This is a genomic window from Streptomyces sp. NRRL WC-3742 (assembly GCF_000720635.1).
Taxonomy (GTDB): Bacteria; Actinomycetota; Actinomycetes; order Streptomycetales; family Streptomycetaceae; genus Kitasatospora.
Genome location: NZ_JOCF01000007.1, coordinates 64,031 through 78,243, shown reverse-complemented (window position 1 = coordinate 78,243; position 14,213 = coordinate 64,031). Strand labels below are relative to the sequence as shown.

Below are 14,213 nucleotides of genomic sequence, written 5' to 3'. Positions count from 1 at the left end.
GCACAGTCCTCGAGTTCGGCAACCGGCTACCCCAACCCCACTCCACGGGAGCCACTTCACGGACCGATTCCCCAGGAGTGCGAAGGCGGTCGCCGCTCCCACCGCCCTGGCGCTCGTCGCCCCCGGCAACACGGCGAGGGCCGTAGCCGCCAGCCTCCTCACCCTGACCGTTCCGTCGGCCTCCGGCAAGACCTGCGCCTCGGTCACTCTGCCCGTCACGGTCACCACACCCTCCCGCCACCAGCAGGCACCGGCCAACCCGGGTCAGCTCCCCGGCTCGACGCGGCAGCCGGCCCCACCTCGGCCGACTGCGGAAAGGCACCTTTCATGAGACACCGTCAGATACGCGTACTCGCAGCGACGACCGCCGCCGCGGTGGTGAGCGCCGTCCTGAGCGCGTTCACCGCGGCGGCGGCCACTCCCGTCACCCTGTACGCCTCCCCCACCGGCAGCGGCTCCGCCTGCTCGCAGAGTGCACCGTGCTCGCTCGACGGCGCCCAGAGCGCCGTGCGCGCGCTCAACCCGGCCGGCAGCGGTGCGGACGTCACCGTCAACCTGCTCGACGGTACCTACCGCCCGTCCAGCACCTGGAAGTTCACCGCCGACGACTCGGGCAGCTCGGGCCACCCCGTCATCTGGAAGGCCGCCCCTGGCGCCCACCCCGTCATCTCCGGCGCCACCCAGATCACCGGCTGGACGCAGACCGGCACCGCCGGCATCTGGTCCGCCCCGGTCCCGAACGGCAGCGCGAGCCGCCAGCTGTACGTCGACGGACACCAGGCGCCCATCGCCCAGGCCAGTCCCAAGGACCTCGGCTTCACCGGCTCCTGGTCCGGCTCCGCCACCGGCTACGACATCAGCAACGACAGCACCGCCGTGTCCTGGTTTGCCGGCCTGACCCCGGCGCAGGTCGCCGGAGTCGAGTTCGACTACCCGGGCGGCAACGGGCCTTGGACGGAGTCCCGCTGCCGCGTGGCCTCCTATGCCGACGGCAAGCTGACCATGGCTCAGCCCTGTTGGAACAACGTCACCAACCGGTCGAGCTTCAACCCGCGTAGCGGCGAGCTGCCGTCCATGAAGCCGAACACGATGCCCGCAGCCGTGACGAACACCCAGGCGCTGCTGCGTCCCGGACAGTGGTACCTGGACTCCTCGGCGAACACGCTCTACTACCAACCGCTCGCCGGACAGCGGATGACGGCTCTGGACATCGAGCTTCCCCGTCTGGAGGCCCTGGTGCAGGGGGCCGGCACGCTGGCCGCCCCGCTGCACGACCTGACGTTCCAGGGCCTGCAGTTCTCCTACGCCACCTGGAACGACCCGTCCACCTCGGTGGGCTTCGCCGACGTGCAGAGCAACCTGCGGATGACCGGCACGACGCCCGACCAGGGCCTGTGCCTGTGGTCCGACCCGGCCGGCTCCTGCCCCTGGGGAGCTCTGGCCCAGCCGCTGGCCAACGTCGCCTTCACCGCTGCGGACAACATCACCCTCACCGGCAACCGCTTCTCCGAACTCGGCGGCGCCGGACTGAGCGTCAGGTACGGCTCGCACAACACCCTCGTCCGGGGCAACGAATTCACCGACATCGCCTCCACCGGTATCCTGCTCGGCTGCACCGCCGACCCGAACCCCACCAACCCCAATCCCGCCACCGATCCGGACACCCCGGAGGCGATCAAGCAGGGTTGCACGCCTGACGCCTCAGCCGTCAGCGGGGACACCATCGGCACCAACGAGATCCTCACCGGCACCACCGTGTCCGACAACACAATCCACCACGTCGGCACCGAATACCGCTCCGCCCCCGGCATCATCCTGCTCTTCTCCCAGGGCACCACGATCACTCACAACACCCTCTACGATCTGCCCTACACCGGCATCAGCGCCGGCGTCATCCAGGGCCACGTCGACCAGGCCGACAGTTCGCAGAACGCGATCAACATCAACCAGGACAACACCATCAGCTACAACGTCCTGCACGACTACATGTCCGTGCTCGAGGACGGTGGCGCGGTCTACGTGGAGGGCCACCAGGCGCAGTACTACGACGCTTCCGGCAACCCCACCAGCTACGACAAGGCCGATCCGACGCAGACCCTCGCGCACGGTCTCCAGGTGACCGGCAACGTCGCCTACAACGGGGGCCACACCAACCAGACCTTCTACTCCGACGCCGGCTCCGAGTGGATCCACTGGAAGGGCAATGCCGCGTTCAGCGCGGGCGAGCACGCCACCGGCGGCTGTAACCCGACCGGGCACATCTGGACCACCGGGAACTACTTCAACGCCGACATCGACGTCGTGGGGTGCAATCCGGGGACGGTGGATCTTCACGCGAGCGACAACACGGTGATCTTCGCGAACCCCCGGCCGAACGACATTCCGTCCGCCCTGCTGAGCAAGGCGGGTGTGACCTCCGGCACCGCCGTGCCGGCCGGCGCGGCGGCGTCCGGGTCCTTCTACATCTCACCGGCCTCGAGCACCAACCAGGTCCTGATCGCCGGCGAGGGGTTCGGCGCCACCACCCAGGTCTTTGCGGGCGCTACCCAAGTCAGTGCTGACGGCGTCCAACTGCTCAGCAGCCATTTCCTGATCGCCACGCTCCCCGCCGGAACGACCGCCGACCAGGTCTGGGTGCTCAACCGGGTCAACGACACCGATCCGGCGATCAGCCACAGCGGTTTCTCCGTCTCCGGCAACCGTGGCTTCGGCGACCACGGTGACGACGTGCACTACGCCGCCGCCGACGACTCCACTGCCACCTACAACTTCACCGGCACCTCCATCCAGGTTTACGGCGAACAGAACACCGACCAGGGCACCATCGGCATCACCATCGACGGCGGCACCCAACAGGTCGTCAACACCACACCCGCCGACGGGACCCGACACTCCAACGTCCCCGTCCACACCGCCACGGGCCTCGGCTCCGGGTCCCACACCGTCACCGTCACCAAGCTCTCCGGCCAGACCAGCACCCTCGATGGCTTCGGCACGCCGTAGCCGTATCCCGGCTCGCGCGTTGGAGGAACATCGGGTAAAGATCCGTCGCCCGGGGCCAGTTGACGCTTCGGTCATTGTTCACTCCGGATTCTCTGATCACCCGGATCCCACCGGTGGTGTCATGGGGCCACCACTCGGCGATCCGGACCGAGCCCTCGTCAAGGAGCCCTTGCCCATGCCTCACCCCCAGCGTCTCGCCGCCTCGGCGGCCGCGCTCGCACTCGCCGTCGCCGTGCTCGCGGCCGGCGGCACCGCTCAGGCCGCCCCGGCGGCGGGCACCGCCGCCGCCACGTGTTCGCAGGCGTTCCTGCCCCTGCCCGACCCGTCCTGCACGCCGGGCGTCACCAACCCGGACGTCACCGAGGACACCGTCGACGACACCATCTGCGTCGCCGGCTACAGCAAGTCGATCCGCCCGCCCACGAGTTACACGAACCGACTGAAGGTCAAGCAGATCGGCGAGTACGGCTACGAGAACACCGACACCGCGGACTACGAGGAGGACCACCACATACCGCTCTCCCTGGGCGGCCACCCGACCGACCCGCGCAACCTCTGGCCCCAGCCGCGCTACGGCACCGGCCCGGACGACCTCACCGCCGCCGACAAGGACAAGGTCGAGTACAAGCTCTACCGCGCGGTCTGCAACCACCGGGTGGACCTGCGCCCCGCCCAGCGCGCCATCGCCACCGACTGGACCACCGCCCTGTCGGTACTCGGCCTGGACTGAGCCGAGCCATGGACCGGAGCGGGGCCGCTACCCCGTTCCACGCCCGCGCCCCTACGCCGGGGCCCTCCGTCGGGGCTGTCAGGCAAGCCTTGACAGGGCCGATGGCGGACCTGAGACTCGTCGCACCCGAAGCGTTCCGGCCACGCGGTACCCCGAGACCTGCGAACGAGCGGCAGTCCTCCTGCTTGCGTCCGCCGGTCGGGCCAGTGTCTCCGTGCCCCCCATGGAAGTCAGGGTGATGAATCATGACCACCATCCCGGCTCCCGGCGCGAATCCCGCGCCACGACGGACGCGTGCGCCGGCGGTCCGATGGCCCGGTTCGGTCCGTCGGCCCGGATCGGCGGACTTCGAACGTTCCGCGGCGCAGTGGCTGTTCGACCTGGCCCCGGCGCGATGGAGTCACGAGCAGGTGTTCCACCGCAATCCCCTGGACCTGGCCCTCATGGTCCGGCTCCACCTCGATGCCGAGATCCTCGCCGTGCAGGCGGGGCTGAAAGCCCTGCGCATCGCCCTGATCGGCGCACCGCGGCACCCCGACGACGCCGAGACCATCGACGCGTTCCTCCGCGAGCAGGCATGGGCGAAGGCCGTCCGCGGGCAGGTCAGGCTGGTCGAGGACGCACTCCACCTCTCCGCCGGGCGTGTCGGCCGCAAGCGCGTCGCGCCTCTCGTCCTGAACGCCCCGTGAGGGAGCGAGCCCACGGCTGCCCAGCGCGGTCGGCCTCACCGAATCCTCAGCCACGTCCGGTCAGGCTCTCACCGGACACCGACGGTGGACGCAGGACGGAGCAGGGCCATGCACGAGTCCGTACGGATACCGGCGCGCGCCGGATCGTTTCTCCAACGGGGCGCCCTGCTCGTCGTGATGCTGGCGGTGCTCCTGGCGACCTCGGCCGCGGTCATGCCGATCGTGAGCCCGAGCGCCGAGACCCTGAAGCCCGTGTGCCGACAGGCCGGGGTCATCGCGCACCACCGGATCGCGGCGCACCACTGCCGGGGAACCTCGCCCCGCCCGAACGGCGATGCCCGAACCGGCGGCGGCCAGAGGTCGTACCGGGGCTCATCGAATCCTCAGGTTCGTGCTGCGATGATCCTCCACGTCGACGGTGCCTCCCTCTCCCGTCCCACGGTAGGAAAGCCACCCGTCGACGACGCCGGCCCGTTGCCGTAGCGGCGGCCGCGAACCGGCGGTCGGCTGTGCGCCTCCCGGATATCCGCCGGATCTCGGCGGGAGGTGCACGGCCCTCCTCGGAAAAGGTCGGATCTCTGCCCCCCTGGGTCCCGCGGAACACCTCGGACGTCACTATCCTGGCCGACATGCGAGTACTGGTGGTCGAGGACGACGATGACCTGCGGTTTGCGGTGGCTGCCGCACTGCGCGGCAGCAGCCTGGCCGTGGACGAGGCCGCCGACCTCCCCGAGGCCGACGAGGCGTTGTTCGTCACCGCCTACGACTGCGTCGTCTTCGACCGGATGCTGCCGGCCGGGGATTCGGCGGACTACGTGCGCCGGATGAGGTCGGAGGGGCAGACCGTGCCCGTGCTCTTCCTCACCGCGCGCGACACCGTCGCCGACCGGGTGGAGGGCCTGACCACCGGCGGTGACGACTACCTGGCCAAGCCCTTCGCGGTGCCGGAGCTGGTGGCACGGGTGCGCAACCTGTGCCGGCGCACCGCCGTCCCGCGCCCGCCGGTGATCCGCTGCGGGGGCGTGGAGATCGACACGGCCGGCCGCACGGTGCACCGCGACGGTGTCCGCCTGAGTCTCACGATCAAGGAGTTCGCCCTCCTGGAGACGCTCGCCGCGCGCCGCGGCGAGGTGGTCCGCCGCGGCGAACTCATCGAGCGCTGCTGGGACGAGCTGACCGAGCCCAACTCGAACGTGATCGAGGTCCTGGTCTCCCAGCTCCGCCGCAAGCTGGGGGATCCGCCGCTGATCCACACCGTGCGCGGGGTCGGCTACCGACTGGAGTCGCAGGAGTGAGACGCCCGGCCCCGGTCGACCGGCTCCGCCGCTCCCGCCGAGGGGCCCCGCCGACGCCCAAGGGCCGCATCCGACGGCTGAGGCGCCGCATCGCCCTGCTCTTCGGCCTCGTCAGTGCGCTCGGTCTGGTCGGAATGGCGATCATCGCCGTGCAGGGGGACAACTCGTCCTGGCGCGCCCAGGTCGACACCGATCTCAGGCTCCGCACTGCCCGGGTCATCGCCGATCTGACGTACGACGAGGAGGGCGACCTCGACTACCCCGACCCGAAGGAGGGCGCGTACGACTGCCCGCCGGTGACCCTGTTCGAAGGCTCCGGCAGTCGGCTCTCCCCGGTCGCCACGCCGCACCGGCCCTGCCTGGCCGTCCCCGCCGCCGCCCTGCAGGTTGTCGCCGCCGAGGCCGGACGCGACAGGGAGATCGCCACGAGCACCGCGACCACTCCCGACGGCCACCGCCTTCGCCTGTACGCCCAGCCGTTCGCCGGTTCGGGCGCCAACGCCTCCGGGGCCGTCGCGGTCGCCGCGGTCGACATCTCGTCCGACCTGGCCGACAACGAACGGCTGACCCTGCTCCTCAGCATCGCCTGCGCGGTCCTGGTGACCGTCTCGGCCGCGGCGGGCCACTGGCTCGCCGGGCGGGCGGTTCGGCCGGCCCTCGCGGCGCTCGAGCAGCAGGAGGCGTTCTTCGCGGACGCCGCCCACGATCTGCGCACCCCCGTCGCCTCGCTGCGCGTGCTCGCCGAGACAGGGCTGCGCGGGGAGGCCGACAGCACCGAGGTCATGCGCCGCACGCTGCGCCAGTCCACCCGGATGAGCGAGCTGGTCGACGACCTGCTCACCCGCGCCCGGCTGCGGGCCGGTGCCGTACGGCTGGGCCTGGAGCCGCTGCGGCTCGACCAGCTCGTCGACGCCGTCGTCGCCGACACCCCGACGGACGGACACCGGGTGACCGTCCGGACCGAGGAGGTGGTCGTCCTCGCGGACGCGGGGCTGCTGCGCCGCGCCGTCGCCAACCTCCTGGGCAACGCTCTCGCCCACGGCCACGACCCGGGACGACCGGCCGACATCGAGATCACCGTCACGTCGGACGGCACCGTCACGGTGGACGACGCCGGTCCCGGTGTCCCTCCCGAGCAGGCCGGGTCCCTCTTCGAGCGGTTCCGCAGCGGAAAGGGCTCCAGCGGCCTCGGGCTGTCGATCGCCGCGTGGGTCGCCCACGCCCACGGGGGTTCGCTCACCGTCGCCACCAGCGACCGGGGCGGGGCCAGGTTCCTCCTGCGGGTCCCGGTCCAGAGGAGCTGACGGCCCCGGGCCGCCGCCCGCGCGTGGCGCAGGCTCACCGAATCCTCAGGTTCCCTCAGCCAGAATGCTCCGGTCCCCGGATCGGCACACGAGGAGCGCGAACCGTGCGCCGCCGGATCTCCCATCGGGGACGGCACACGGCAAGGAAACAGGTCATGACCCCCCTACCGCAGTACTCCCTCGGCGACCTCGTGGCCGAGCGCTTCGAGCTGCTGGAACGACTCGGCGCGGGCGGCACGGGTACGGTGTGGCTGGCGCGGGACCTCGTCCTGGAACGCGAGGTCGCGCTGAAGCAGATCCGCTCGGCCACCGACGACGTGCACCGGTCCACCGACGTGCGGGAGCGGGTGCTGCGGGAGGCCCGGGCCCTCGCCAGGATCGACCACGGGAAGGTCGTCGCCGTCCACGAGGTCCTGGACCGGTGGCCCGACCTCTGGATGGTGATGGAGGCGGTGGAGGGACGGTCCCTGCACGAGGTCCTCCAGGACGGCCCGCTCAGCCCCGTCCGGGCCGCGCGCATCGGCCTGGACGTGCTCGGTGCCCTGCGGGCCGCCCACGCGGCCGGCGTCCTGCACCGGGACGTCAAGCCGGGGAACGTGCTGATCCGGCCGGACGGCTCCGCCGTGCTGACCGACTTCGGCATCGCGTCGTTCGCGGGTTCGCAGACCCTCACCGAGCCCGGCGACATCGTGGGCTCACCCGAGTACATGGCCCCCGAACGCATCAGTGGCGGCGAGGTCGGCCCCGCGTCGGACCTGTGGTCGCTCGGCATGCTGCTCTACGTGTGCGTCGAGGGCGAGCACCCCTTGAGGCACGACACGGTGTGGCAGACGCTGCTGGCGGTCTGCGAGAAGCCGGTTCCTCCCCCGTCCAAGGCCGGCCCGCTCTCGGCGGTGATCGACGCGCTGCTCTCACGACAGCCCGATGAGCGTCCTTCCCCGGCCAGGCTCGCCGAGCTACTCGACGCCGCCGCCGAAGGCGGGAGGTGGGCGGGCCCGAGCGAGGCGAACACCGTCGTGCTCCCTCTGGCGCCCGCCCGCACATCCCCGGACACGCTGGTGGAGTCGCCGACCCTGGTGGCCCGGCCGGTCGGGCGTCCCCCCGCCGATTCGCCCTCCTCCGACGGCGCTGCCACCCCTCGCGGTGAGCGCCGCCGCCTGCTGCTCATGCTCGCCGTCCTCACGGGCACCGCAGCGGTCGCGACCACCGCGTTCACCCTGTTGGGCAGCGGGAACCGCGCCACCGACCCCGAACCGTCCCCCACAGCGGGTCAGAAGGGCGGCTGGATCGCCCAGTTGGCCGAGATCCCGAACACGACCGACGCCGACGAAAGGGACGAGGAACTCGCCGCCATCCAGCGGCAGGTGCCCGGTGCCACCCTCGTCGACGGCGACGCCTGGGCCTCGCTGACCCCGGGACAGTGGATCGTCCGCGCCCCCGGCGGCTTCGCCAGCGGTCACGAGGCCGCCGCCTTCTGCGCCGAACACGGGACCGAGCACTGCGCCGGCCGCTACCTCAGCACCGATGAGGCCGACCGGGACCGCCTCTGCCGGGCCGACGCGTCCCCGGGCTCGGCCGCCTGCCGACGCCCCGATGACCGATGACCCGGCCAACCGACCGGCCTCTCTCCCCCTCTCCCTCCCCCGTTGTGTCGCGCGACGGGCCTCACTGCTCGACGTCCAGGCACGAGAGCAGGAACCGCTTCACGTCGGTGGCGTGGAAGCGGTCGCGCGCGTGCTCGCGGCTGGAGCAGAGCAGGACGGGGGCGTCCTGCGGGTCGTCCGGGAGGCGGCCGTGGCTGCCGCGGACGCAGGTCGGGTCGATGGGCACCACCGACATGGTGCCGCGGATGCCCAGCTTCAGCTTGGCCAGTGCCATCGCGGCGCGGGCCATGACCAGCGGGTCGGCCGGGTCGAAGAAGAGCTCGGCCGGGTCGTAGCCCGGTTTGCGGTGGATCTCCACGCCGTGGGCGAAGTCCGGTGCGCGCTCGTCGTCCAGCCAGTAGTAGTAGGTGAACCAGCTGTCGGCGGAGGCGATCGCCAGCAGGTCACCGCCGCGGTCGTGGTCGACGCCGGCCTTCGCCTGTCCGTCGCGGTCCAGGACCTGGTCCACGCCTTCGGTCTTCAGCAGCACCTCCCGTACCCGCTCCAGATCGGCGGGATCGGCCACGTACACGTGCGCCACCTGGTGGTCAGGTGTGGCGAAGGCGCGGGACGTCCACGGGTCGAGGTACTCCATGCCCTGCTGGGTGTGGACGTTCAGCAGGCCCGCCCGGCGCAGCACCCGGTTGACGTCGACGGGGCGCCGCACCTCGGTGATGCCGTACTCGCTCAGCGCCACGACCGTCGTTCCCCGGGCGCGCAGCTCGTCGATGAACGGGCCCAGGAGCGTGTCGAGTTCACGCGCGGCGGTGCGGGCCTGCGGCGAGTTCGGGCCGTGGCGCTGGAGGTCGTAGTCGAGGTGGGGGACGTAGACGAAGGTCAGGTCGGGGTTGTGCCGGTCGACGACCCGCCGGGCGGCCGCGATGATCCAGCGGGAGGAGGCGATGCCCGCCTTCGGGCCCCAGTAGTCGAAGAGCGGGAAGCGGCCGAGTTCCGCGGTCAGCTCCTCGCGCAGTGCGGGCGGATCGGTGTAGCAGTCGGGGGACTTGCGGCCGTCGTAGTGGTAGACCGGTCGCGGGGTGACGGTGATGTCGACGTCGGCGCCCATGGCGTACCACCAGCAGATGTTGGCGACCTTCAGGCCGGGGTGGGTGCGCCGCGCCGCCTGCCAGACCTTCTCTCCCCGGACGAGCCGGTGGTGCTGGCGCCAGAACGCGATCTCGCCCATCTCGCGGTCGTACCAGCCGTTGCCGACGATGCCGTGCCCGGCGGGCAGTTCCCCGGTCAGGAAGGTGGACTGGACCGAGCACGTGACCGCCGGCAGCACGGTGTCCAGCTCGGCGAGGAATCCGCCCTCGGCCACGGCCCGCAGGCGCGGCATGTCGGCGAGCGCGCGCGGGGTGAGGCCGACGACGTCCAGGACCACGACGGCCATCACGTCCTCCTGCTCTGCGTCGACGGGGATGCGGTCAGCCCGAGCCGGGCCAGTTCCCGGCGGGTCCAGTCGAGTTCGGCGGCGATCCCGTCGACGAGGTCGGCGCTGCTCCGTGGCGGCTCGGGGAGCACGGACCAGGTGTAGGTCTCGACGTCGAGGTGGCGGGTCCGGGCCCGTTCGCCGCCGAGCAGGGCGGCGAGCGCCTGTTGGAGCACCGGGCGGGTGGTGGCCAATGGGGGTGCGGGGTCCGCGTGCACGGGGATGTGGAAGTGGGTGCGCCACGGGCTGCCGCCGCTCAGCGCCGTGGGGCCGGCCAGGGCCTGCGCCAGGTCGTCCGTCCCGTCCTGCGGCCGGTCGGCCTGTCGGGTCTGGTGCAGGAACCTGGGCTCGTCGAAGGCCGTCAGAGCGCTGCGGGTGGCGGGGTCCGCTGGGGAGGACGCGTGGAGGGCGCAGGAGACCTGGGCTTTCAGGACGGTGATGCCGGCCCGGTCCAGTTCGGCCACGGCCGCCTCGGGGTCCTCGAAGGCGACGGCCAGGTGGCAGACGTCGAGGCAGAGGCCGAAGTGGTCCGGGTCGAGGGCGGAGAGGTGGTGGACGGCCTGGCCGGTCGTCTCGATCAGGCAGCCGGGTTCCGGTTCCAGGGCGACCCGGATGGTGCATCCGGTCCGCAGGAGGATGCCGGTGAGCTCCGCGCCGAGGAGGTCGAGGTGGCGGTGCGCCAGGGCCTGGTGCTCCCTGGTCCAGCCATCGCTCCAGCCGAGCGGGAGGGTGGAGATGGTGCCCTCGGTCACGTCGTCGGGCAGGAGCCACGCCAGGATCCGGGCCAGGTCCCAGGTGTAGTGGAGTCGCTGGGGCGAGGACCAGTCGGGCCGGTACACCGCGTGCTTGACCACCGGCTGGTGGAACCCCTGGTAGGGGAAGCCGTTGAGGGTGACGACCTCCAGCCCGCGGGCGGCGAGTTCGGCGCGCAGCCGCAGCACGGCGTGCGGGTCGGCGGCGAGCTCGGCGGCGACGCGGTGGGCGAGCCAGAGCCCGACGCCGAGCGTGGGCTCCCCCAGGCGCTCGCGCACGGGGACGGCGAAGGTGTCGAGCTGTCCGAGGATGCCGGCCAGGTCCTCGGCCGGGTGCACGTTGGTGCAGTAGCCGAGGTGCACGGTCTCGCCGCTGCGGTGCTTCAGGCGCATCAGCTGCCGCCCCTGCGCACGGAGTTCCCGGCGAACACCAGGTCGGCGGCCGACCGGTCTGGCTCGGGCTCCAGGGTGAGGCGGCCGCTCTGCCCGTAGAACGCGACCGGGTTGCGCCACAGCACCTGCTCGACATCGTCCTCGGTGAAGCCCGCGGCGAGCATCGCGTCCGCGGTGGCCCGGGTGAGCAGCGGGTCGCTGTGGCCCCAGTCGGCGGCGGAGTTGACGAGGACGCGATCGGTGCCGTGTTCCTGGAGGATGCGCACCATGCGGTCCGGGTCCATCTTGGTGTCGGGGTAGATGGAGAATCCCATCCAGCAGCCGGAGTCGGCGACCAGGGGCGCGGTGACCTCGTTGAGGTGGTCGACGGCCACCATGGCGGGGTCGATGCCGTCGGCGTGCACGAGTTCGAGGGTGCGGACGGTGCCGACGGCCTTGTCCCGGTGCGGGGTGTGGACCAGGGCGGGAAGGGCGTGCTCGCGGGCGAGGGCGAGCTGCGCGGTGAAGGCGCTTTCCTCGGCGCCGGTCATCGAGTCGAAGCCGATCTCGCCGACGGCGACGACGCGGTCCTTGGCCAGGTAGCGGGGCAGGTCGTCGAGGACCGGTGTGCAGCGGGGGTCGTTGGCCTCCTTGGGGTTGAGCGCGATGGTGCAGAAGTGCTGGATCCCGTACTGGGCGGCCCGGTAGGGCTCCCATCCGATCAGGGCGTCGAAGTAGTCGCGGAAGCTCGCGGGCGAGGTGCGCGGCTGGCCGAGCCAGAAGGCGGGTTCGACGAGGGCGCGGACGCCGGCGGCGTGCATCGCCCGGTAGTCGTCGGTGGTGCGGGAGGTCATGTGGATGTGGGGGTCGAAGATGCGCAAGGGGTTCTCCCGTGGGGGTGGGGGTCGACGGCGGTCACGGCGCGCTCAGGTCGGGGAGACCCTTCGGGCCAGGCCCCTGGCCAGCGGGTAGGCGGCCAGCAGCGGGAGCGCGGCGCGCAGGCGGCCGGTGCGCGCGATCAGGGCCGCCTGCAGCGGGATCATGGCGTGGATCCCGGCGCCGACGGCCCGTCTCAGGTGCGCGGCGTCGGGGCGGACGGTGGCGGCCAGCTGCGCGGACCCGGCCGCCAGTAGGTAGCCGCCGAGCAGGGCCGTGGACGTCGCGCGGTGCGCGGGGGCCGCGCCGGGCGGGCACAGGCCGGCGGCTCCCAGGCTCAGGGTCGCGGTGGCGGCCAGCGCTGCGGCGGGGAGGGAGGCGGTCGCACCGTGCACCTCGCGGCGGCTCACCATGGTGATCGCGTACGTGTGGCCGGCGATCACGGTGGCGGCGGGGGCCGCGTCGCGCCACCGGGCCGTTCCCGCCCCCAGGAGCACGTCGAGTGCCCGGGCGGCGGCCATGGCCGCCGGTCCGTAGGGGGTGTTCTTCAGCTTCAGGTCGTAGGCCCAGACGGTCGCCGCGAGCGGCAGGGCGATCGGCAGGGTGGTGCTGCCGGTGGCCAGGGCCAGGCCCGCTCCGGTGAGGGCGGAGGCGGTGGCGAGGGCCGTGCCGGGGCTGGTCCGGCCGGAGGGGATGGGGCGCTCGGGCCGCTCCTCGGCGTCGACGTGGCGGTCGGCGTAGTCGTTCAGTGCCATTCCCGCCCAGTAGAGGCAGGTGGAGGCCGCCGCGAGGCGCACCGCGCGCAGGCCGTGGCCGCGGCCCGCGGCGGCGGCGCCGGTGAGGGTGTCGCCCAGGACGGTGAGCGCCGCCGGGGCCCGGACAAGCTCCGCGAGCACGCGCAGGCCGGTCACGACCGTGCGTCCCGGTACCAGGCGCGCAGCGTCTCGAACTGGGTGACGAGCCGGTGCTCGCCGTCCGTCCTCTCGGCCCGTACGGGGTCCTTGAAGAAGAAGGCGAGCTGTTCCTGCGGCCCGGTGGCGCCCAGTTCCCGGGCGCGGGCGAGGAACCGGGCCAGGTCCAGGACGAGTGGTGCGGCCAGCGCGGAGTCGACGCCCTGCCAGGTGAACTGCATCGTCATCGGGGTGCCGAGGAACCCTTGGAAGGCGATGTGGTCCCAGGCCGTCTTGCGCTCGCCCATGCTGGGCACGTAGTCGATGTGGGTCCGGCCCTCGACCCGGGCTCCCAGCATGGCGGTCAGGCCGCTGCTCTTGGAGGCGTTCTTGCTGGCGGCCGCTTCCGGCTCCGCCAGCGTCGCACCGTCTCCCCCGCCCAGCAGGTTCGTCCCGGACCAGGACCGCACCCGCAGCGCCCGGTGGGCGAACATCGGGCCCAGCGCGGCCCGCACCAGCGTCTCCCCCGTCTTGCCGTCGCTGCCCGCGTACGGCAGCCGCAGCTCGTGGGCGAGCCGGCGCAGCGCCGGGACCCGGATGCCCGGCGACGGGGTGAAGTCCACGTAGCCGCAGCCGGACTTCAGCGCCGCGTAGGCGTACAGCGAACTCGGCGGCAGGACGTCGGGGGCACCGGCCAGGGCCCGTTCCAGCTCGGCGGCGCTGTGGTGCACGGACAGGATGGGCATCGGTGGTTCCGTCGAGGAGACGTTGACGACCACGACCTGACCCAGCCGGTTCCGTTCCCGGAAGGACACCATGTCCTCGGTCAGCGCGGCCGCCACGGTCGCCTGGGGCTCGTCACCCGGTGTTCCGGGGGCTCCCGCCCGGATCTCCTGGTCGGCGCAGCGGAGCGCGTGGGCGACGGGGCCCAGAAGCGCCGGGGAGAACACGCCGCCGTCGGCGAGCTGCTCGGCCCGCTTGGGCAGGGGGGTGGTGACCACGTCGTGGCCTCCGAAGACCAGTCGGCCGACGGGCGTCAGGCCCGCGTCGGCGAACTCGGGGAGTTCGCCGACCATGCCGGTCGGCGGCACCAGGCCCAGACCGATCGCGGCCGCCCCCACGACGGCCGTGGTGGCGACGGACCCCCGCGCCCCGATGAACCAGACGCCGACCGGCCCGGCGCCCTGCCCTGGCACGTACCTCATCTCATCCCTTTCCGCTGTGCTG

At 72.3% G+C, this 14,213-nt stretch carries 12 protein-coding genes; 7 read left to right on the top strand and 5 right to left on the bottom strand.

Annotated elements, in window-relative coordinates; translation table 11 throughout:
- Positions 1-327: 327 nt before the first annotated feature.
- The 7 genes from IH61_RS42605 (at position 328) to IH61_RS0106345 (ending at position 8,625) form a co-directional block, all read left to right on the top strand.
- A complete protein-coding gene (locus IH61_RS42605) occupies positions 328-3,003 on the top strand; it encodes a hypothetical protein (RefSeq protein ID WP_158844693.1) in 2,676 nt (891 codons plus the stop codon).
- A gap of 175 nt (positions 3,004-3,178) precedes the next feature.
- A complete protein-coding gene (locus IH61_RS0106370; RefSeq protein WP_031066225.1) occupies positions 3,179-3,733 on the top strand; it encodes a hypothetical protein in 555 nt (184 codons plus the stop codon).
- Positions 3,734-3,978: 245 nt separating this feature from the next.
- Positions 3,979-4,422: a hypothetical protein gene (locus IH61_RS40435; RefSeq protein ID WP_199823277.1), complete on the top strand. Its 444-nt coding sequence runs from the start codon at positions 3,979-3,981 to the stop codon at positions 4,420-4,422.
- A gap of 108 nt (positions 4,423-4,530) precedes the next feature.
- On the top strand, positions 4,531-4,905 hold the full coding sequence (locus tag IH61_RS47635; RefSeq protein WP_031066219.1) for a hypothetical protein: 375 nt from the start codon (positions 4,531-4,533) through the stop codon (positions 4,903-4,905).
- A 146-nt stretch (positions 4,906-5,051) separates the two neighbouring features.
- Positions 5,052-5,717 carry a response regulator transcription factor gene (locus IH61_RS0106355; RefSeq protein WP_031066216.1) on the top strand — a complete coding sequence of 222 codons (666 nt, stop codon included), beginning with the start codon at positions 5,052-5,054 and terminating at the stop codon, positions 5,715-5,717.
- Positions 5,714-7,021, top strand: a complete 1,308-nt coding sequence (locus IH61_RS0106350; protein WP_031066214.1) for a sensor histidine kinase — start codon at positions 5,714-5,716, stop codon at positions 7,019-7,021. Before IH61_RS0106355 ends, IH61_RS0106350 begins: the two co-directional genes overlap by 4 nt.
- A 155-nt stretch (positions 7,022-7,176) precedes the next feature.
- On the top strand, positions 7,177-8,625 hold the full coding sequence (locus tag IH61_RS0106345) for a serine/threonine-protein kinase (RefSeq protein ID WP_051836380.1): 1,449 nt from the start codon (positions 7,177-7,179) through the stop codon (positions 8,623-8,625).
- A 61-nt stretch (positions 8,626-8,686) separates the two neighbouring features.
- Here IH61_RS0106345 and IH61_RS0106340 read toward each other — a convergent pair whose 3' ends face one another.
- From IH61_RS0106340 to IH61_RS0106320, 5 genes are read right to left on the bottom strand one after another with little or no spacing between them, the layout of a single operon-like run.
- On the bottom strand, positions 8,687-10,057 hold the full coding sequence (locus IH61_RS0106340; protein ID WP_031066209.1) for an alkaline phosphatase family protein: 1,371 nt from the start codon (positions 10,055-10,057) through the stop codon (positions 8,687-8,689).
- A complete protein-coding gene (gene eboE / locus IH61_RS0106335) occupies positions 10,057-11,241 on the bottom strand; it encodes a metabolite traffic protein EboE (RefSeq protein ID WP_031066207.1) in 1,185 nt (394 codons plus the stop codon). Before eboE ends, IH61_RS0106340 begins: the two co-directional genes overlap by 1 nt.
- Positions 11,241-12,101: a TatD family hydrolase gene (locus IH61_RS0106330; RefSeq protein ID WP_031066204.1), complete on the bottom strand. Its 861-nt coding sequence runs from the start codon at positions 12,099-12,101 to the stop codon at positions 11,241-11,243. The genes eboE and IH61_RS0106330 overlap by 1 nt, the downstream gene beginning before the upstream one ends.
- Before the next feature lie 45 nt (positions 12,102-12,146).
- A complete protein-coding gene (locus tag IH61_RS0106325; RefSeq protein ID WP_031066201.1) occupies positions 12,147-13,007 on the bottom strand; it encodes an SCO3242 family prenyltransferase in 861 nt (286 codons plus the stop codon).
- Positions 13,004-14,191, bottom strand: coding sequence for an inositol-3-phosphate synthase (locus IH61_RS0106320; protein WP_037971765.1), 1,188 nt, complete (start codon positions 14,189-14,191; stop codon positions 13,004-13,006). The genes IH61_RS0106325 and IH61_RS0106320 overlap by 4 nt, the downstream gene beginning before the upstream one ends.
- Positions 14,192-14,213: the final 22 nt, after the last annotated feature.

Excerpts from the sequence above, each read along its gene's own strand:
- IH61_RS42605 (WP_158844693.1), top strand. The coding sequence starts at position 328 with ATGAGACACCGTCAGATACGCGTACTCGCAGCGACGACCGCCGCCGCG.
- IH61_RS0106370 (WP_031066225.1), top strand. The coding sequence starts at position 3,179 with ATGCCTCACCCCCAGCGTCTCGCCGCCTCGGCGGCCGCGCTCGCACTC.
- IH61_RS40435 (WP_199823277.1), top strand. The coding sequence starts at position 3,979 with ATGACCACCATCCCGGCTCCCGGCGCGAATCCCGCGCCACGACGGACG.
- IH61_RS47635 (WP_031066219.1), top strand. The coding sequence starts at position 4,531 with ATGCACGAGTCCGTACGGATACCGGCGCGCGCCGGATCGTTTCTCCAA.
- IH61_RS0106355 (WP_031066216.1), top strand. The coding sequence starts at position 5,052 with ATGCGAGTACTGGTGGTCGAGGACGACGATGACCTGCGGTTTGCGGTG.
- IH61_RS0106345 (WP_051836380.1), top strand. The coding sequence starts at position 7,177 with ATGACCCCCCTACCGCAGTACTCCCTCGGCGACCTCGTGGCCGAGCGC.
- IH61_RS0106340 (WP_031066209.1), bottom strand. The coding sequence starts at position 10,057 with ATGGCCGTCGTGGTCCTGGACGTCGTCGGCCTCACCCCGCGCGCGCTC.
- eboE (WP_031066207.1), bottom strand. The coding sequence starts at position 11,241 with ATGCGCCTGAAGCACCGCAGCGGCGAGACCGTGCACCTCGGCTACTGC.
- IH61_RS0106320 (WP_037971765.1), bottom strand. The coding sequence starts at position 14,191 with ATGAGGTACGTGCCAGGGCAGGGCGCCGGGCCGGTCGGCGTCTGGTTC.